Source organism: Stomatobaculum sp. (assembly GCF_057248925.1).
On record NZ_DBHIHF010000028.1, the window covers coordinates 12,177 to 31,046 of the forward strand.

At 54.2% G+C, this 18,870-nt stretch carries 15 protein-coding genes; 14 read left to right on the forward strand and 1 reads right to left on the reverse strand.

Annotated features, from left to right (window positions below):
- The first annotated feature begins 35 nt into the window (after positions 1 to 35).
- The 14 genes from ACO4XG_RS09530 (at position 36) to ACO4XG_RS09595 (ending at position 18,729) form a co-directional block, all read left to right on the forward strand.
- Positions 36 to 1,199 carry an ABC transporter substrate-binding protein gene (locus tag ACO4XG_RS09530; protein WP_308509043.1) on the forward strand — a complete coding sequence of 388 codons (1,164 nt, stop codon included), beginning with the start codon at positions 36 to 38 and terminating at the stop codon, positions 1,197 to 1,199.
- 139 nt (positions 1,200 to 1,338) lie between these two features.
- On the forward strand, positions 1,339 to 2,046 hold the full coding sequence (locus ACO4XG_RS09535; protein WP_308509044.1) for a CAP domain-containing protein: 708 nt from the start codon (positions 1,339 to 1,341) through the stop codon (positions 2,044 to 2,046).
- A gap of 33 nt (positions 2,047 to 2,079) precedes the next feature.
- On the forward strand, positions 2,080 to 3,624 hold the full coding sequence (locus ACO4XG_RS09540; RefSeq protein WP_308509045.1) for a hypothetical protein: 1,545 nt from the start codon (positions 2,080 to 2,082) through the stop codon (positions 3,622 to 3,624).
- A 105-nt stretch (positions 3,625 to 3,729) separates the two neighbouring features.
- Positions 3,730 to 4,122 carry a DUF2752 domain-containing protein gene (locus tag ACO4XG_RS09545; protein WP_308509046.1) on the forward strand — a complete coding sequence of 131 codons (393 nt, stop codon included), beginning with the start codon at positions 3,730 to 3,732 and terminating at the stop codon, positions 4,120 to 4,122.
- A 34-nt stretch (positions 4,123 to 4,156) separates the two neighbouring features.
- Positions 4,157 to 6,001: a DUF6693 family protein gene (locus tag ACO4XG_RS09550; protein ID WP_485129695.1), complete on the forward strand. Its 1,845-nt coding sequence runs from the start codon at positions 4,157 to 4,159 to the stop codon at positions 5,999 to 6,001.
- 385 nt (positions 6,002 to 6,386) lie between these two features.
- Positions 6,387 to 8,210 (forward strand): VanW family protein, encoded by a 1,824-nt coding sequence (locus ACO4XG_RS09555; protein WP_308509048.1) that lies wholly within the window; start codon positions 6,387 to 6,389, stop codon positions 8,208 to 8,210.
- 141 nt (positions 8,211 to 8,351) lie between these two features.
- Entirely contained in the window at positions 8,352 to 11,894 is a 3,543-nt protein-coding gene (gene nifJ / locus ACO4XG_RS09560) for a pyruvate:ferredoxin (flavodoxin) oxidoreductase (protein WP_485129696.1), read from the forward strand.
- Positions 11,895 to 12,143: 249 nt separating this feature from the next.
- Positions 12,144 to 13,634: a Y-family DNA polymerase gene (locus tag ACO4XG_RS09565; RefSeq protein WP_308509057.1), complete on the forward strand. Its 1,491-nt coding sequence runs from the start codon at positions 12,144 to 12,146 to the stop codon at positions 13,632 to 13,634.
- Positions 13,631 to 14,056 (forward strand): hypothetical protein, encoded by a 426-nt coding sequence (locus ACO4XG_RS09570; protein ID WP_308509050.1) that lies wholly within the window; start codon positions 13,631 to 13,633, stop codon positions 14,054 to 14,056. The genes ACO4XG_RS09565 and ACO4XG_RS09570 overlap by 4 nt, the downstream gene beginning before the upstream one ends.
- 57 nt (positions 14,057 to 14,113) lie before the next feature.
- Complete coding sequence (locus tag ACO4XG_RS09575; protein ID WP_308509051.1) at positions 14,114 to 14,590, forward strand: GNAT family N-acetyltransferase; 477 nt, start codon at positions 14,114 to 14,116, stop codon at positions 14,588 to 14,590.
- Between the two features lie 525 nt (positions 14,591 to 15,115).
- Positions 15,116 to 15,544, forward strand: coding sequence for an EamA family transporter (locus ACO4XG_RS09580; protein WP_308509052.1), 429 nt, complete (start codon positions 15,116 to 15,118; stop codon positions 15,542 to 15,544).
- Positions 15,545 to 15,685: 141 nt separating this feature from the next.
- Complete coding sequence (locus tag ACO4XG_RS09585) at positions 15,686 to 16,246, forward strand: PadR family transcriptional regulator (RefSeq protein ID WP_308509053.1); 561 nt, start codon at positions 15,686 to 15,688, stop codon at positions 16,244 to 16,246.
- Complete coding sequence (locus ACO4XG_RS09590; RefSeq protein WP_308509054.1) at positions 16,227 to 17,864, forward strand: NAD(P)H-dependent oxidoreductase; 1,638 nt, start codon at positions 16,227 to 16,229, stop codon at positions 17,862 to 17,864. The genes ACO4XG_RS09585 and ACO4XG_RS09590 overlap by 20 nt, the downstream gene beginning before the upstream one ends.
- A 7-nt stretch (positions 17,865 to 17,871) precedes the next feature.
- Complete coding sequence (locus ACO4XG_RS09595) at positions 17,872 to 18,729, forward strand: EFR1 family ferrodoxin (protein ID WP_308509055.1); 858 nt, start codon at positions 17,872 to 17,874, stop codon at positions 18,727 to 18,729.
- Here the strand turns inward: ACO4XG_RS09595 and ACO4XG_RS09600 are convergent.
- The gene (locus ACO4XG_RS09600) at positions 18,675 to 18,842 is read right to left on the reverse strand and encodes a toxin-antitoxin system HicB family antitoxin (RefSeq protein WP_308509056.1); all 168 of its coding nucleotides are present in this window, start codon (positions 18,840 to 18,842) and stop codon (positions 18,675 to 18,677) included. The genes ACO4XG_RS09595 and ACO4XG_RS09600 overlap by 55 nt on opposite strands.
- Positions 18,843 to 18,870: the final 28 nt, after the last annotated feature.

Below are 18,870 nucleotides of genomic sequence, written 5' to 3' on the forward strand. Positions count from 1 at the left end.
GATTCAGGCATCGGTGTGACCGGACGGAGGAAAGAATGATGCGAAACAGAAAACAGGGGATGTACGTTTTATCGGCAGCGACGCTTGTGGCTGCGCTACTCTTTGCCGGCTGCGGACAGAAGGCGGACCGGCAAAAGAGCACAAACAGCAGCGAGGCAGTGCAGGCGGAGAGCGCGAACGGGGCACACGAGACTTATGCCTATCAGTCGGATGAGGCAGACAGTAACGGCCTTCGCCACTTCAAGGACGCCGCGGGGCGTGATGTGAGCGTCAAAAAAGATCTCACGAAGGTCGCGGTGCTCTCGACCGATGCGCAGTCCTACCTCTATATGATTGCGCCGGAGAAGCTTGTCTCGGTCTGGCAGGAGCCGAAAGCAGAGGACTATGTGTCCTCGGCCTATGCAAATCTCCCGGCAATCGGAAAGAATAAGGCGAGCGATCAGAAGGCTGCGCTCCTGTCTTACCAGCCGGAAGTCATCCTCTATATGTCGAACGGCAATGAGAAGGAGACCGGAACCGGCGCGATGGCGGACAAGCTCCAGGCGGATTTCGGCGTGCCGGTGGTCGAAATCGACTCGAGTTTTGCGGGACAGGGCAATGCGTTTCGCATGCTCGGCGATCTTCTCGGCAAGCGGGAGCGGGGCGAAGAGCTTGCAGCCTACACGGAAGATGTATACCGGCGCGTGACGGCTGTCGCGGAGAAGGAAAAGAAGAAAGAAAAGAAGCTCATTTGCTTCCGCGGGAGCATGGAGAATGAAGTGCTTTTAAAGAGCGCCAAGACGAGTGAGGTCATCAATCTTCTATCGGACAATGTCGTCGAAATGCAGGGAACCGAAGCGCAGCAGCGGGGCGGTAGCATGATACTTGAGGCGGCCGATGTGAAGCAGCTGAATCCGGATGTGATTCTGACGGACACGGCGAATTTTTTGAATCAGATGAACAGCGACGGCAGCTGGCAGGAAATTCCGGCCATCAAAAACACGCAGGTCTATCTGATTCCGTCGCGGCCGCATTCCTGGGTACTCACGCCCGCGCAGTATCCGATCGGCGCAATCTGGCTTGCGAACACCTTATATCCGAAGCAGGCGAACTTTGATCTCGAGACGGAGGTCCGGCAGTACTTTAAAACCTGTTACGGCAAGGATCTGAGTGCGGAAGAGTATCAAAACTTACTGAGCCCGCGAGAAAACGAGCAGTGAGACAAGCGACGAAAAGCCGAATACGATACAGCTGTCCATAAAAGAATGTAAAATCAAAGTAAAGAAGATAACTTGCAATTCTGTCTGAAAAAAACTACAATTCAAGTTCGAAATCATATCGCATAACAAGGAGAGAGACATGAAGAAACTTGTAGGGATGCTTGCGGCGCTTGTCGTTGCGGCGGCAATGCCTCTGACAGCATCGGCATCTGCCTGGCAGCAGACCAACGGCAGATGGTGGTATCAAATGGATGGCGGCAAGTACCCTGTCAACGGCTGGATGTGGATTGACGGCGATCGGAACGGAATTGCGGAGTGCTATTACTTTGATCAGGCGGGCTATCTTCTGACCAATACGGTCACGCCGGACAACTGCCGTGTGAATCAGAGCGGTGCCTGGGTGGACGGAAACGGCACAGTTCACACAAAGCGCGTGCCGATTGTACAGGAGAGCAGCAAAAATATAGAAGCAGAGCGGCAGGAAGTGCTGCGCCTCGTCAATGCGGAGCGACGGAAGCGCGGACTCGGAGAACTCACGGAGAACCCGCTGCTCGAGGGCATTGCAGACCAGCGCGCGTCGGAAATCATCAGACTGTTTGATCATACAAGACCGAACGGCCGGAGCTTTGATTCTCTCTACCAGGAGCGCGGCGCGACGGGCTACGGCCGCTGGGGTGAGAATATCGCGATGGGGCAGCCGGACGCAGCGGCGGTGGTCACGGCCTGGATGAACAGCCAGGGACATCGTGAAAATATTCTGCGGCCGGAGTTCACGGAAATCGGCATCGGTGTCCGCTATGAGAACGGGCAGATGTACTGGGTGCAGAACTTCGGTGGTTATTATTGAGTATCGTATCAAAATAAAAGGGGAGGATTAGAGATGAAAAAGTCAAGGAAGGCATTGGCACTCGGCGTCACCTTGCTCGCGCTCGGCGCGACGGCCTGTGCGGCAAAGAACACGAAGTCCGCGGAGAGCACGGCAGCCACGACAGAGAGTGCGACGTCTGCCGGAGAGAGCACGGCGGCGGAGAGCAAACAGGCAGAGACAACGGATGACAAGCAGGCGGCAGAGCAGCTCCGCGTGAGCATCGAGAGCATCCGTTCGACGCGGGAGAGCGTGTCGGGCGGGGAGACCGGCATGGGAAGTCAGGATCAGTTTTACGCGTATCCGGATTGGGCCATGATTCCGACCGTCCCGGACGGCGCGACCGCTGCGCTCACCGAGGCGCTCGACGCGTATGCGGATACCCAGCAAAAGGCACTCGAGGCGTATGCGGCGGCACATCAAAACAGCGCAGAGGATGCCTTGCCGAATCAGTACGCGGGTGATGTGCGCCTGACCCGGAGTGACAGCAATTATCTGAGCTTTGTGCGCGGCACCGACAGCTATTCTGCGGATGCGGAGGGCTATACTTATGACAGCAAGACCGGCGAGCGAGTCTTGCTCACACAGATTGTGCGCGATGAGAAGCAGTTCGACGGCGCAGTCGATCAGGTGACGCAGGAGATCGGAAAAACAGAGCTCGCAGCGCTTGCAAAGGAGGGCTTCCCCGCGAATAAGCTGGTCTGGTCACTCGGCAACGAGGGGCTGGAACTCTATCTTCCGGAGAGCGACGGAAACTACGTGACGTACAATCGCTTGGTGCTCTCTTATGAGAGTTTTCCGGACCTTTTCACGGATCGGGTGAAAGCGCGCCCCGCACAGTATGCGGCAGTCCTTGTCCCGAATCAGCAGGCCTATATTGATGGCAAACGAATTCATGTCAGCGCGCCGAGCGGACAAAGCGGCAGTTTTACCGTCGAAGTCGACAACAAGGAGCACAAATTCAAAAAATCGGAGGAGTCGGGCGACCTTCTGAGCCTTGTCTTCGTGAAGACGACAGAGGGCGCTTTCCTCTACTGTGAATTCGTTGGGGACATAGCCGATGACTCGCAGCTTGTCGCAGTAAATCTGGCGGACATGAGCGAAAATACAGAGCTCGGCACCCCGGGCCTCTGCACAGGTTTTGACCTGCAGCGGGTGACCGATCCGGCGACGCTCTTCCTCAATGCGCGGCTCGATACCTTGAGCACGCTGACTGCGAGCCTGCCGGTCTCTGTGGGACAGGGCGGCAAGCTCGAGGTGCACGGCGCCTATCAGTACCTCGGCGTCACAGAGCTTCACACGAAGCAGGCGCTTACCTTGTCTCTCGTGAAGAACGGAAAGGAGAGCGGTGAGACCGTAGAGCTCCCGGCGGACACGAAACTCTTCTTCTATGCGGGCGACGGGAAGAGCTATGTGGACTTCCGCCTGGAGGACGGCAGAGAGGTTCGCGTACACATCAGGAACTATCCGGAGGAGGTCTGGGAAGAAGGGTCCGCTTGGATTGTTGAGGAGCAGTACAAGGACATTGATGTGTTTACCGGTATGCGCTACGCGGGCTAATTCTTACAAAGATTGAATTTCGCTTACAGTTTCTTGAAACTTCTTTTGTTTCGCACTGTTTTCGCGTATACTAACCAAGTTATATGCGCAAAGTCGGAGGTCGGAATGAAAGCTGCTGAGGTTCAGGGGACGGAAGAGCGTCGACGGGCAGTGGGAAGACTCACTGCCCGTATTGTTTTGTTGGGACTAGCCTACGCGCTGTTCATACAGTGTACGGGTCTTGGGATTCCCTGCGTGTTTCGGCTGGTGACCGGTTACCGCTGTCCCGGCTGCGGCATGACGCACGCCGCGATGGCGCTGATTCACGGTCAGCCGAAAACCGCTTTTCGGGAGAATCCGCTGAGCCTCACGGTCGTGCCGCTTTTGCTGTTCTACGGCACATATCGCGCCGAGGTCTATATCCGGACTGCGCGCACGGACTTCAAGAAATGGGAGATTCTGTTTCTTGGCGTCCTCTGGGCTGTCGTTCTGTTATTCTGGCTGCTCAGGAACCTGTAGACATCGCTTTGAATGAGGAAAGGGGAGGGAAACGATGTATTGTCCGAATTGCGGCACAAAAATCATACCCGGAGCAAAGTTCTGCCCGAACTGCGGGGAGAAGCTGGAGTTTGCGCCGGAAAACACTGCGGGTGAGAGCGCGGACGTAAACGGTGAGGCAGCGCAGCAGACGGAGAACACCGCGGGTGAGAGCACGGACGTAAACGGTGAGGCAGCGCGGCAGACGGAGAACACCGCGGGGGAGAGCGCGGACATAAACGGTGAGGCAGCGCAGCAGTCGGAAAACACCGCGGGGGAGAGCGCGGACGTAAACGGTGAGGCAGCGCGGCAGACGGAGAACACCGCGGGGGAGAGCGCGGACGTAAACGGTGAGGCAGCGCAGCAGTCGGAAAACACCGCGGATGAGAGCACCGCTGCGAGCGGTGAAGCGGCGCATGAAAAGAGCCGGTTTGAGCGTGATGCCGAAGAAGCTGCGGCGCGCGCCCGGGAAGCTGCGGAAAAGGTTGCCGAGGAGGCGCGCAGCGCAAGTGAAGATACTGCGAAATACGCCAAAGAGAAAGCGGAACAGGCCGGTCAGGAGGCAAAACGGGCGGCGGACAGCACCGCACGGGCCGCGCGTGAAACCGCCGAGGAAGCGGCGAGACAGGGCGAGGCGCTAAAGCAGCTGTGGACACCGGACAATATGGAGCGTCTGGCGGCATTGGCACCGATCGCAGCCTTTGCCGCTGTGACAATCGGCTACGTACTTTACTTTTTGCGCGGAATTGCCTATTTGGTTTTTGCAAATATTTTACCGCTCTACGGCGTTGCATACGGTCTGTCCAGTATGCTCGGAATTGTCTTCAATGTAAGCAAACTGCTCTTTTGCTTGCTCTCCCTCGCAGGCGTCGTTGCGTGCGTGCAGCTTTACGGCAGGAAGGAGAAGCAGACAACCGGCATGGCTGTGTGCCTCGGTGCCAACGTGCTTGCGCTGATTATCCTACTTTTTCGCTTGGTCGGCAGGGGAAACTTCTTCTTTACCCTTCTCAGTATTGCGGTGGCTTTCTTTGCCCTTGACGCTCTGTCTCGCGTATTCCTTCGCGGCACCGGTATTGAATCGGAGATTCAGCCGAAAGAAGATTTTGAGGCCTTCAAGAGTTTTGCCGAGAATCCGAAGGAAAAGACGGAACAGTTTGCGGCGGAGATGAAGAGCGAAGCTACAACAGCAACGGCTGTTAGCAAGGAGATATTGGATCCGAGCAAGTCCGTGTTTGACGGCAGCGGTATGGAGTATTTCATCATCAGCTTAGTCGGCGCTTTGCTTACTTTGATCACACTCGGATTGGCAAGCCCTTGGGTCATCTGCTATACCATCGGCTGGGAGCGTAAGCACAGTGTTTACAACGGCAGGCGGCTGGTTTTTAACGGAACCGGTATTCAGCTATTTGGAAAGTGGATCGTTTGGGCTCTGCTGACCGTTGTGACCTGCGGTCTCTTCAGCTTCGTTATGGGGCTCAAGATGGAGCAGTGGATTATGAGCCACACCGCATTTGCCGATGAAGTGAGCGATCCGAATCGTTCGGATGTGTTCCCGGATTCCGGTTTTGACGGCAACATGTTTGAGTGGATCGGTTATAACCTGGTTATGGCGCTCGCGACTACCTTGACCTGCGGCATTGCACTTCCGTGGGTGGTCTGCAGCTTCAACAAGTGGTATGCGCCGAACGCACGCATCTCGGGTCGCCGACTCCGCTTTGACGGCACCGGCGGGGAGCTCTTCGGTCAGTATATCGTGGTGCTTCTTCTGAGCATTGTGACCTGCGGTCTCTACGCACCCTGGGGCTTTGTGAAACTGCGCCGCTGGTACGTATCCCATGTCAGAATTGCGGATGCAGTCTGAGGGTCAAATATAAGTTGTTAGAAGGCAAGGGCGCGGTGAAAACCGCGCTCTTCTGTTCGGAATACAATCTTTTTCAGGCAGTCGTTCGGCAACATGTTCAAAAGAGGAAAGCAAGCGAATTACAAATTGGATAAAAACGAGTAAGAATTCCGGATCTCTTCGGGGACGGGCGCGGGAAAACACAAGACTCTTGTGCAGAGTTACCAGTAGGCACAAGTTGTTGTAACGAAATTGTAACTTCTCGTAACAGGAACAACTCTTTTTTTTCACGCGGACTATGTTATAATTCTCTTAATATTGCGTGATGTCGGACACGACACGGCGCGTGTACCTGAAAATCGAATTTGTGAAGAATGAATTTCTGAAAGATAGAGAAGAGCGGACGATGAGTGTGAGAGGCGATAAGGGGAGTCACTATTATAGACAGCGGCAGCGGAGACTGCGGGATCGGCAGCGGAGAGTCATAATCGGAGCGGCAGGAGCGGTTCTTGTCGTTTCTCTTTCGATTTTTGGCATTTCCCGCATCGTGCAGGCGGGCAAACGGGATAAGGGCAGTACGGCGGTTGCGAGTACGGAGAGCAATGAGAAACTGAAGGGCAGCTGCAAAATTAACGATGTCGATATTTCCGGCATGACAAAGGAAGCTGCGAGAAAGGCTGTGCTCGAAAAGTACAAGTGGAATTTACGGGTTTCCGAGAACGCTGCGGCAGAGGCCGAAACCGAGAGCAGTGCGGCGGACGGCAGCACTGCCGATAACACAACGGCAGCGGAGAAGGAGACAAGTTCGGCCGCAAAGACATCGACCGCCAAGGACAGCGCGGACGATGCGGACTATGTGGTCGCGGACCTTCTCAAGGGGAAGCTCGAGAAGGTGCTCACGGAGATTTATGACGAGGGCGATAAGAAGGAAGACCACAACTATGTGCTGGACGCCGAGAGCATGGATGCCGAAATTGCTTCCGAGGTGCAGAACATCGCGAAGAAGTGGAACCGGAGCGCCAAGAGTGCGGAAATCAAGAGTTTTGACAAGACAACCAATACGTTTTCGTACAGCGATTCCACTGACGGACGCAAGGTGGATGAAACTGCTATGGCGGATGCCATCAAGGCGGCAATGAACAATCAGAATTACGAAGCCGTGCTTCCGCTCAAGGCAGAGACAACGGAACCGGAACTGACGACCGCGGACGCAAAGGACAAATACAAGGTCATTGCGACCTTTACGACGACCGCGACCGACAATGCGGATCGAAACAACAATTTAAAGCTCGCCTGCGAGGCGCTGGATGGCAAGATTTTGAAAGTCGGCGACGAGTTTTCGTTTAACCAGACGACGGGCAACCGCACGCTGGAGCGCGGCTATAAGCCGGCCGGTGCTTATCAGATGGGCAAGGTTGTGCTGGAGCCGGGCGGCGGTGTCTGCCAGGTTTCGACCACGTTGTACAACACGGTTGTGAAGGCCGGCATTATGCCGACCGAGCGCCACGCGCACACCTTTGCGCCGACCTATGTGACGCCGGGGGAGGACGCGGCGGTCAGCTACGACGGTTACGCAGGTCCGGACATGAAGTTTGTCAATACGACCAAGCACGCGATGGCCATTCGCGCAAAGTTTGACCCGAAGGCAAAGACTGTGACGGTCTCGCTGGTCGGCATTCCGATTCTGGACGACGGCGTCACGATTTCTATGGTCTCGAAGAAACTCGAGGACATAGACAACGGCGGTGTGGAATATGTCGAGGACACGACTATGAAGCCGGGCGTCGAGAAGAAAATCGCGGACGGCACCATCGGCAGCCGCTGGGTCACGAACATTGTGACCAAGAAAAACGGTGAGGTGACTTCGGACGAATTCTTCCACAATTCGAGTTACAAGGGACACTCGAAGAAGATTGCCCGCAACACAAGCGGCAAGGTCACGGCGACGCAGGCGGCAAATGCGATGACCATCACCGAGAACACCGAGACAGCGGCAGGGCAGGCAACCGCATCGCCGACCGAGGCGGTGAATCCGGGTAAGGCAGCTGAGAGCGCGGCGAGCAAAGTTGAGCCGAAGAACAGTGAGACGAAGGCTATTGAGACCTCCAAGAGCGCGGAGACGAAGGCACCGGCGGCCGAGACCACGAAGGGTCCGGGCGCGAACATCTCGGAGGGGCCGACCATGGCTCCTTCCGCGGAGGAGACTGTGCAGGCGGCACCGCAGAATTAAAAAATGTGTACCCCATAAGATACATGAAACAGGCAGTTGCGCATTGTATTTTGGCGCAGCTGCCTGTTATAATATTATCAGACGCTATAAAAATTCAGAAACGAGTGTTTCTGAGTTCCAATTTCACTTGGGAGGTATCACATGGCAAGAAAATGGAAAACCATGGATGGTAACCAGGCGGCGGCGCATGCGTCTTATGCGTTCACCGACGTCGCGGCTATCTATCCGATCACGCCTTCTTCTCCGATGGCTGAGCACACGGATGAGTGGGCAACGCAGGGTCTGAAGAACATCTTCGGTCACACGGTTCAGATCACGGAGATGCAGTCTGAGGCAGGTGCGGCAGGTGCCGTGCACGGTTCCCTCGTCGCAGGCGCTCTGACCACGACCTACACCGCATCGCAGGGTCTGCTTCTTATGATCCCGAACCTCTACAAGATTGCAGGTGAGATGCTCCCGGGCGTGTTCAATGTTTCCGCGCGTGCCATTGCAACCCATGCACTCAGCATTTTCGGCGATCACTCGGATGTTTACGCATGTCGTCAGACCGGCTGTGCAATGCTCTGTGAGTCTTCCGTGCAGGAAGTCATGGACCTGACGCCGGTTGCACATCTCGCAGCGATTAAGGGCAGAATTCCGTTCATCAACTTCTTCGACGGTTTCCGCACTTCTCACGAGATTCAGAAGATTCAGATCTGGGATTATGAGGATCTGAAGGACATGGCGGACTTTGATGCAATCCAGGCATTCCGCGATAAGGCTCTGAACCCGAACCACGCGGAGGAGAAGGGCCAGGCACAGAACCCGGACGTCTTCTTCCAGATCAACGAGTCGAGAAACCAGTTCTATGACAAGCTGCCGGAGATCGTGCAGGACTACATGGACAAGGTCAACGCAAAGCTCGGCACGGACTATAAGCTCTTCAACTACTATGGCGCAGAGGATGCGGAAGTTGTCATCATCGCGATGGGTTCCGTCAACGACACGATTGAGGAGACCATCGACTACCTGACCAAGCAGGGCAAGAAGGTCGGTCTCGTGAAGGTTCGCCTGTACCGTCCGTTCAGCGCAAAGGCACTGGTCGAGGCTCTTCCGAAGTCTGTGAAGCGCATCGAAGTGCTTGACAGAACCAAGGAGGCAGGTTCCATCGGTGAGCCGCTCTACCTCGATGTGGTCGCTGCACTCCGCGACACCGAGTTTGCAAATGTTCCGGTCTTCACGGGCCGCTACGGTCTCGGTTCCAAGGACACGACGCCGAAGGACATTGTCGCTGTCTTCGAGAACACGGAGAAGAAGCGCTTCACGGTCGGTATCGTGGACGATGTGACCCACCTGTCTCTTGAGACCGGTGCAAACCTTGTCACGACGCCGGAAGGCACGACGAACTGCAAGTTCTGGGGTCTCGGCGCAGACGGTACCGTCGGTGCAAACAAGAACTCCATCAAGATTATCGGTGACAACACCGACATGTATGCACAGGCATACTTCGATTATGACTCGAAGAAGTCCGGCGGTGTCACGATGTCTCACCTCCGCTTCGGTCACAAGCCGATCAAGTCCACCTACCTGATTCACCAGGCAGACTTCGTGGCTTGCCACAACCCGGCTTACATCCGCAAGTACAACATGGTTCAGGAACTTGTGGACGGCGGTACCTTCCTGCTGAACTACGCTTGGAGCGATGCCGAGCTTGAGGAGCATCTGCCGGGCCAGGTCAAGAAGTACATCTACGATCACAAGATTAACCTCTACACGATTGACGGTGTGAAGATCGGTATCGAGACCGGCATGGGCCCGACCCGTATCAACACGATTCTTCAGTCCGCATTCTTCAAGCTGACCGGCATCATCCCGGAGGAGAAGGCAATTACCCTGATGAAGGATGCTGCGCAGAAGACCTACGGCCGCAAGGGTGAGGATGTCGTCAAGAAGAACTGGAATGCGATCGATGCCGGCGCTTCGGGCGCTCACAAGGTTGAGGTTCCGGAGAGCTGGAAGGATGCGAAGGACGAGGGTCTCGACTTCACGCACGCAGCTCACGGTCCGGAGGCAGTCAAGAAGTTCGTCAACACGATTCAGTCTGCGGTCAATGCGCAGGAGGGCAATAACCTTCCGGTTTCCGCATTCATGGATTACATGGACGGCACCACGCCGAACGGCACGGCTGCTTACGAGAAGCGCGGTATCGCGGTTGATGTTCCGGTCTGGAATCCGGACACCTGCGTCCAGTGCACACAGTGTTCCTATGTCTGCCCGCACGCTGCAATTCGTCCGGTTGCTATGACCGAGGAAGAGGCGAAGAACGCACCGGAAGGCATGAAGATGACCGACCTCAAGATGATGCCGGGTTACAAGTTCGCCATCAATGTCTCCGTTCTCGACTGCACGGGCTGCGGAAGCTGCGCAAATGTCTGCCCGGGCAATGTGAAGAACCAGACGCTCGTCATGCAGCCGCTCGCGGACAATGCTGACAAGCAGAAGTTCTTTGACTATGCTGTCACGCTGCCGGAGAAGCAGGAAGTCATCGACAAGTTCAAGATGAGCACCGTCAAGGGCTCTCAGTTTAAGAAGCCGCTCCTTGAGTTCTCGGGTGCTTGCGCAGGCTGCGGTGAGACACCGTACGCAAAGCTTGTCACCCAGCTCTTCGGCGACAGAATGTACATCTCGAACGCAACCGGCTGCTCCTCGATTTGGGGCAACAGCTCGCCGTCCACGCCGTACACGACGAACGAGAAGGGCCAGGGTCCGGCTTGGGACAACTCCCTCTTCGAGGACAACGCTGAGTTCGGTTACGGTATGTTGCTTGCAAACCGTGCAATCCGCGACGGTCTGAAGAGCAAGGTTGAGGAGCTCAATGAGACCGCTTCGAACGACGAGACCAAGAAAGCTTGCCAGGCTTGGCTTGACACCTACTCTGTCGGCGCAACGAACGGCGCAGCAACGGATGCACTGGTCGAGGCACTCGAGAAGGACGGCAGCGAGCTCGCAAAGGAAATCCTCAAGCAGAAGGATTACCTGAACAAGAAGAGCCAGTGGATCTTCGGTGGCGACGGTTGGGCTTACGATATCGGCTTCGGCGGTGTGGACCACGTCCTTGCATCCGGCAAGGATATCAACATCCTCGTCTTCGATACCGAGGTGTATTCGAACACCGGCGGTCAGTCCTCCAAGTCCACGAAGACCGGTGCAATCGCACAGTTCGCGGCAGGCGGTAAGGAGACCAAGAAGAAGGATCTCGCAGGCATTGCGATGACCTACGGCTATGTCTATGTCGCACAGATCAGCATGGGCGCGGATATGAACCAGGCGCTCAAGGCTCTCGCAGAGGCAGAGGCTTATCCGGGTCCGTCCCTGATTCTCGCTTACTCGCCGTGCATCAACCACGGTATCAAGAAGGGCATGAACAAGGCTATGACCGAGGAGAAGCTCGCGGTTGAGTCCGGTTACTGGAACAACTTCCGCTTCAACCCGGCTGCCGAGAAGAAGTTCACGCTGGATTCCAAGGCACCGAAGGAAGGTGAGTACAGAGACTTCCTGATGGGCGAGGTGCGTTACAACTCCCTCATGCTGAAGAACCCGGAGAGAGCGGAGCAGCTCTTCACGAAGAACGAGCAGGATGCAATGGCTCGCTACGAGTACCTGAAGAAGCTGGTCGCACTTTACGACGACAGCAAGACTGAATAATAGAAGACAGCAAACGCTGTATGCGACCCTACGAAAGAGGCGGACGAAAGTCCGCCTCTTTTTTTCTGTTGCGGAGGGGTCTATGGCGAAAAAGACCCTAGGTCAGAGGATAGGGCCTGACATGGCAGGCAAGCAGGATGCAAAACATTTGTTCTGAATTTGCGTGCGCGGCGACACAGTTTCGCGTATAATAAAGATAAAAGGTTTCGTAGCGGAGAGGAGGGAAGTGTCACGGAAGCACGCGTCTACATTGCCATTGATTTAAAATCGTTTTATGCGTCGGTAGAGTGCCGGGAACTGGGACTGGATCCGATGGATACCAATCTCGTGGTCGCGGATGAGAGCCGTACCGATAAAACCATATGTCTCGCGGCGACGCCCTCTTTAAAGAGCTTCGGCGTCCCGGGACGCGCCCGTTTGTTTGAGGTAAAACAGAGGATTAAAGAGGTAAACGCCTTGCGCCGCAGAAAGCTGAAAGGCAGGGATTTTTCCGGCACGTCCCATTTCGCATCCGCGTTACAGGAGAATCCCGCGCTCGCCGCAGACTTTTTAATTGCAAAGCCCCGCATGGCGCATTATATGGCCTACAGCACGAAGATCTATGCGATTTACATGAAGTACGTTGCCCCGGAGGACATCATCGTCTACTCGATTGATGAGGTCTTTATGGATGTGACGGCTTACTTAAAGACCTACTGCCTTACAGCGGAGGAACTTGCGAGGAGGATGATGCTGGATGTTCTGGAGAGCACCGGCATCACCGCGACGGCGGGAATCGGGACGAATCTCTATCTCGCAAAAGTTGCGATGGACATCATGGCAAAGCACAGTCCGGCGGATGAAAACGGTGTTCGCATTGCGGCGCTGGATGAGCTGAGCTACCGGAAAGAACTCTGGTCTCACCGACCGCTCACGGATTTTTGGCGTGTCGGACGGGGGTACACACGGAAACTCGAGGCTTACGGCATTTATACCATGGGAGATATCGCCCGCTGTTCCCTGCAAGAGGAGGACTTGTTCTACCGGCTCTTCGGAAAGAACGCAGAGCTCTTAATCGATCATGCCTGGGGCTATGAGCCCTGCGGAATTGCTGATGTAAAGGCCTACCGCCCAGAGAGCAAGAGCCTCGGGGAGGGGCAGGTACTGCAAACGCCCTATGAAGCCGAAAAGGCAAAAATCGTGATGCTCGAGATGGCGGATGCGCTTGCCCTGCAACTTGTGGAACAAGGTCTTGTGACAGACCAGGTGGTACTGACGGTCGGTTACGATCTCGAAAATTTAAGCGACCCCGCGCGCCGTGCAGCGTACCGTGGTGAGGTGGTCACGGATTTCTACGGGAGACAGCTTCCGAAGCATGCGCACGGGAGCGAAAGCTTGTCTCATTACAGCTCTTCGGCGCGGGAGCTTGTCGCAGCGTTTTCCGCGCTCTTTGATCGCATTGTGAATCCCGCGCTTACGGTTCGCAGACTGGCGCTCAGTGCAAGTCATGTGATTCCTGAGAATGAGGCTGAGAAGCGTACGGAGGGCTATGTACAGTTAAGTCTGTTCACCGACTGCGCAGCGGAGGAAGCAAAGCGGGCTGAGGAGACAGCGCGGCGGGAGCGCGAGCGAAAATTACAGGAGGCTACCCTTGCAATCAAGAAAAAGTTCGGAAAGAATGCGCTGTTAAAGGGGCGCAGTCTTTTGGAGGGCGCGACCGGAAAGGACAGAAATGAGCAGATCGGAGGGCACAGGGCGTGAGCGGCGCGTACGATGATATTTTGCATTTCGCCCGTCTGGCGTCAAAGAAGCATGCTCCCATGCCAATGGAGGACAGGGCGGCGCAGTTCCTGCCCTTTGCGGCGCTCACCGGTTACGATGCCGCGGTCTCGGAGACCGCAAGACTCACCGAAGAGCGCGTGGAACTCGATGCGCAGGAGGCAGAGCGCCTCGGGGAGAAACTTGCAGCGCTGATCAAGCGGCAGCAGGAGCAGCCGGAACTAAGCCTCCTGTACTTTGTGCCGGACACACGCAAGGCGGGCGGTGCCTATGTGCGTTTGGACGGGAGGCTCAAAAAGATTACGGACTTTCCGAGATGTGTATATCTGACGGACGGGAGCAGGATTCCGATTGAGGATATCGTTGCGGTGGAAAGTCCCTGTCTACTCGAAAATATAGATTGAATGCAATGGCGGTGGGAATAAAGTACTGATAAAGAAATCTCCTGCCAGGAGGGAAAAATGAGAGTCGTGCTTAAGAATAGAACAGAAGCAGATGTCAGAATCTATTATGAAAAAGTGCAGCAGCCGGAAATAAAAGCGATGCTGCCTCAAGAAGCGAAGAGTGTTGAAGAGGCGCTAGGAGCTTATCGCAAAACACTCCTTCCCGGCAGTACGAGCTTTGGGCATACAATCTACGCTGACGACGAGTATGTCGGAGATATATGGTGCTATGGTATTGATCGGGCAGAAACACCGAATGCAATGCTGAGCTTCTGTATTTTTGAAACAGCATATTGGAACAGAGGAATTACATCGAAAGCAGTTTCTTTGTTTCTAAAGGAAATTCGTGACAGATATGAGATTGAAACAATAGGAGCATTTACTTATTTTGATAATTCTTCGTCACAAAGAGTTCTTGCAAAAAATGGATTTCAGTTGATGGAAGAGTTTACTGAGGATGGTAAGAAATCAAGGTATTACCAGTTGACTTTTTGATAAAGCCGGACTTTGTGATTCCTGTATTTATTTGGCTTTTGAAAAGATGCGCATCATTTGGAAAAAGCACAATTCTCTTTGCGACATACTGTCTGCAATAACGGAAGCAGAAGCGCCACGTATTCCAATTGAGCGGCAACATGCGAACCGATGTGCCGGACAAGTTGAGCCCTTGCGTTACGACTGTGTCTCGGATGTTGATACAGGCAGATTTTGTTTGATTTTGATTAGAAAATTTTACTTTCACCACTCAGAGCGCTTGATTTGTCCATAGGCTGAAACTATAATGATAGTAGCGAGCAGGAAGTTTCAACACAGGTAGCGGCGCTCCGGATCGAAAGCTCATACAGATGCGATAAATAGAGCAAGCGAAAGCTGTTTGGACTTAACTTTGATAAGGAACGGTTAAATGAGTGACATGTTTTTGTCTCACGCCATAGGAAAGAACGGTCACGCATTGCGGAACCGTTCTTTTTTAATCCGAAAAACTGCAGTCAAAAAAAGAAAATCTTCGGAGGAAGTAAGATGTGGGAGATGCTTTGGCCTTTGCTCTTGATTGTTGGGTCGAACTGTTTTTACAACATTTGCACGAAATCAATGCCGAAGGGCGCAAATACCTTCGGTGCGCTGACCATCACCTATCTGGCCGCGGGGGTGCTTTCGGCGGTGTTATTTGCGGCGAGCGTCAAGCCCGCCGCGTATGCCCATGAACTCGGCAAGACGAATTGGACTTCGTATGTCCTGGGACTGTCGATTGTGGGAATCGAGGTCGGGTATGTGTTTCTGTACCGCTCCGGCTGGAAAGTGAGTAACGGTGCACTAACATCGAGTATGTGTCTCTCCCTAGCGCTGCTGGTGATCGGCTTTCTGGTCTACCGGGAGCACATCAGTATCAAACAGCTCGCTGGCATTCTGGTCTGCGGACTGGGGCTGCTTTTGATTAACAAGGGTTGAGGAAAATAGGCTTCTTGCGTCGATTTCCCGGGATGCGCTGGGACTTCGGCGCAATTTTTGTCTCTTGACATATTCTACAAGTGGAACTATATTGAGGGTGAAGTTATTACACAAGTGGAATGAAGTAAGGAGAGAAAATCGATGTTAAAGCACGGCATTCTGGGATTGCTGAGCTACGGAGATATGACGGGGTATCAGATTATGACCGTATTCCGGGATTCTCTGAGCCACTTCTGGGTTGCGCAGACGAGTCAGATTTACCGGGAGCTGCAAGGCCTCGAAAAGAACGGCTGGATTGCGGCGGCACATGTGGAGCAGGCCGGGAAACCGGATAAGAATATCTTATCGATTACCGCAGCGGGACGAGAAGAGTTGCTCCGCTGGCTTCGGGAGGATACGAGCAGGAGTCTGGTCCGCAATGCCATGCTCATGAAAACCTTTTTTCGCGGCGAATGTGAGTTGGATGAGAACATCGCTTATTTTAAGTCCCTGCCGGAACGGGAATGTCTCTTTACGAAAGAGAGCGGCGAAGCGGAGGCGGTCAGCGACCAATATCGGGATATGCTGAACCTGCCGGAAAAAGCGCTGTTCTGGAAATTTACGATTCGCTTCGGCGTTATGTATGAGGAGATGGTGCGCGCCTGGTGTGAGGAGTGCATACGCGAATTGGAGGGCCTAAAGCATGAAGATACTGCTGATTAACGGAAGTCCCAAGGGTGCTAAGAGCAACTCGCTCCGTCTCGCACATAGCTTTGTCGAGGGCATACGCGAACAGGAGAGCGAACGGGAGAGAGCGGTCGAGGTCGAAGAGCTGCATCTGAGCACTCTTCGGATTGCGCCCTGCAAGGGCTGCTTTGCCTGCTGGAAGCAGACGCCCGGAACTTGCTGCATGGAAGACGATATGCAGACCGTGATGGAAGCTCTGCTCTCCGCGAATCTGGTGATCTGGAGCTTCCCGCTCTATTACTACAATGTGCCGGGGCTGCTCAAAAATCTGATTGACCGCCAGCTTCCCATGAGCCTGCCGTTTATGTGCGAGAGTAGAGACGGGAACGGGAGCGGCGGGCATCCCTCTCGCTATGACAGAAGTATGGTTAAGCATGTTCTCATTTCGACTTGCGGCTTTTATTCGGCAGAGGGGAATTACGACAGTGTGACGCGGATGTTTGACCATGTGCTGGGACAGGGGAAGTACACAAGTATCTTCTGCGGGCAGGGCGAATTGTTCCGCGTAAAAGAACTCTCCGCGAGAACCGATGCCTATCTCGCTGCGGTGCGGCAAGCAGGAAGAGAATACGCGAGCGGACGCATACAAGCGGAGACCGAGATGAAGCTCAAGGCCCTCTTGTATCCGAGAGAGGTCTTTGAAAAAATGGCGGACGCCAGCTGGGGGATTTCAAAAGACAGCGGCGAAAAGGAGGACGAAAGTCTCATCTTTACGCGGCAGATGGCGGCGCTTTACAACAGAGACCGCTTTGACGGACGGGAGCGAGTGCTCGAAATTTGTTATACGGATCTCGGAAAAACCTATCAGATTAAACTTGGAAAGGACGGCGCAGAGGTACTGACGGATGAAAATCTTCGTGCCACCACCCGCATCGACACGCCCTTTTCGGTCTGGCTTTCACTTTCGAGAGGAGAGATGCGGGGCGATGAGGCGCTCGCAAAACACCTGTATACCGTGAGCGGCGATTTTTCACTCATGATGAACTGGGACCGCTATTTCGGCACGGAGGAGCAGGCTGAAAACACACAGCCGGTTGTGAAACTTACAACGGAAAAAAAACCGCCGCGCATGCAAAACATGCTGCTTGCCTGGATTGCGCTCTGGGTCGCCGTATCGGTAGAGCCGAGGATAGGAGCGCTCATCACCCTTGCGGTATGTTCGTTGTTGCCGCTTCTCACGGAGCGCTATGAACTGTGCCGCTACGACAGACTCTCGTTTGCGATGGTGGGAGGACTTGCCATCTATGCCGCTGTCACAGGAAACGGCCTACAAGCAATGTGCGCCGGTTATTTGGCTTTCGGGTGTTTGTGGCTCGGTTCCTGTTTTACAAAAGAACCGCTCTGTGCAGCCTATGTAAAGTACCGCTACGGAAAGGATGCGCTTCAAAATCCCATCTTTATGCGAACCAATTACATTCTTGCGGCTGCCTGGGGAGTGGTCTATATCGTGATCGCGATTGTCAGCTATTTTCTGAGCGGGAAGGTACCGGCTTTGGTGCTCAGCATCGCGGTGCAGGCGATACCGATTCTCATGGGACTCTTTACGGCCTGGTTCCAAAACTGGTACCCGGCACGGGTCGCAGCGGGGAAGTGAGTCAACTATGATAGGAATCTATTTCAGCGGAACCGGAAACACGAAGCACTGCGTTGAAAAGCTGATTTCTTTGCTCGACGCTTCGGCGCCGTGTTTTCCGATTGAATGTGCCGGGGTTGAGGATGTAATCTACAAGTATGACAGCCTTGTTTTGGGGTATCCGACCCAGTTTTCAAATGCGCCGTTTCTGGTGCGTGATTTTATTGACAAACACCGCTCACTGTGGAACGGGAAAGCGATTTTTATACTCAATACCATGGGACTGTTCAGCGGTGACGGAACCGGATGTACCGCGAGAATTCTGAAGAAGTACGGCGCGACCGTTCTCGGCGGTCTGCAAATCAAAATGCCGGATTCCGTTTGTGACAGCAGGCTCTTAAAAAAGAATACGGAAGAGAATAGACGGATTGTCCGGGAGGCGGATAAGCGCATAGCGCTTGTAGCGGAACAAATACGGAAAGGAAATTATCCGCGCGAAGGATTGTCGATGACAGCGCATTTCAAGGGTTTGTTTGGACAGCGACTATGGTTTTATCGAAAGACGGCGGGATACACGGATCAGCTGAAAATAAGCAGTGCATGCATCGGTTGCGGCTTGTGCAGTGAGGTCTGTCCCATGGGAAATATCCGAATGCAAAGCAAGCGGGCCGTTTCCGGGAATCGGTGTACCATGTGTTACCGTTGCATCAGTCTGTGTCCGAAAAAGGCAATTACCTTGCTCGGAAAGCGGGTGATCGAACAATGCCGTTGCTTTGGTCTTTCAACCATTGCGATAATCCGGCGTAATACGCCGTCGCTTTGCGGGCGGGTTCAAATGACGAGTTTCGAAGCGGGAGAGGCTTCCAGGGTATCTTCGATATATTGATTGATAGACATCTGATGTGCGGTTGCATAAAGAAAGAGCTTTTTATGAAGCGCAGGGGAGAGTCGAATATTAAAACTGCCTTTAAAATGATATGTACCCTCTTTACTGGACACGAAAGTGTCACGGTAAGGAGGGTTTTAT

Bases quoted from the DNA above. Each gene is read 5' to 3' on its own strand.
- nifJ (WP_485129696.1), top strand. From the start codon at position 8,352: ATGGCAAGAAAATGGAAAACCATGGATGGTAACCAGGCGGCGGCGCAT.
- ACO4XG_RS09575 (WP_308509051.1), top strand. From the start codon at position 14,114: ATGAGAGTCGTGCTTAAGAATAGAACAGAAGCAGATGTCAGAATCTAT.
- ACO4XG_RS09595 (WP_308509055.1), top strand. From the start codon at position 17,872: ATGATAGGAATCTATTTCAGCGGAACCGGAAACACGAAGCACTGCGTT.
- ACO4XG_RS09545 (WP_308509046.1), top strand. From the start codon at position 3,730: ATGAAAGCTGCTGAGGTTCAGGGGACGGAAGAGCGTCGACGGGCAGTG.
- ACO4XG_RS09555 (WP_308509048.1), top strand. From the start codon at position 6,387: ATGAGTGTGAGAGGCGATAAGGGGAGTCACTATTATAGACAGCGGCAG.
- ACO4XG_RS09590 (WP_308509054.1), top strand. From the start codon at position 16,227: ATGAAGATACTGCTGATTAACGGAAGTCCCAAGGGTGCTAAGAGCAAC.
- ACO4XG_RS09535 (WP_308509044.1), top strand. From the start codon at position 1,339: ATGAAGAAACTTGTAGGGATGCTTGCGGCGCTTGTCGTTGCGGCGGCA.
- ACO4XG_RS09585 (WP_308509053.1), top strand. From the start codon at position 15,686: ATGTTAAAGCACGGCATTCTGGGATTGCTGAGCTACGGAGATATGACG.
- ACO4XG_RS09580 (WP_308509052.1), top strand. From the start codon at position 15,116: ATGTGGGAGATGCTTTGGCCTTTGCTCTTGATTGTTGGGTCGAACTGT.
- ACO4XG_RS09530 (WP_308509043.1), top strand. From the start codon at position 36: ATGATGCGAAACAGAAAACAGGGGATGTACGTTTTATCGGCAGCGACG.
- ACO4XG_RS09550 (WP_485129695.1), top strand. From the start codon at position 4,157: ATGTATTGTCCGAATTGCGGCACAAAAATCATACCCGGAGCAAAGTTC.
- ACO4XG_RS09540 (WP_308509045.1), top strand. From the start codon at position 2,080: ATGAAAAAGTCAAGGAAGGCATTGGCACTCGGCGTCACCTTGCTCGCG.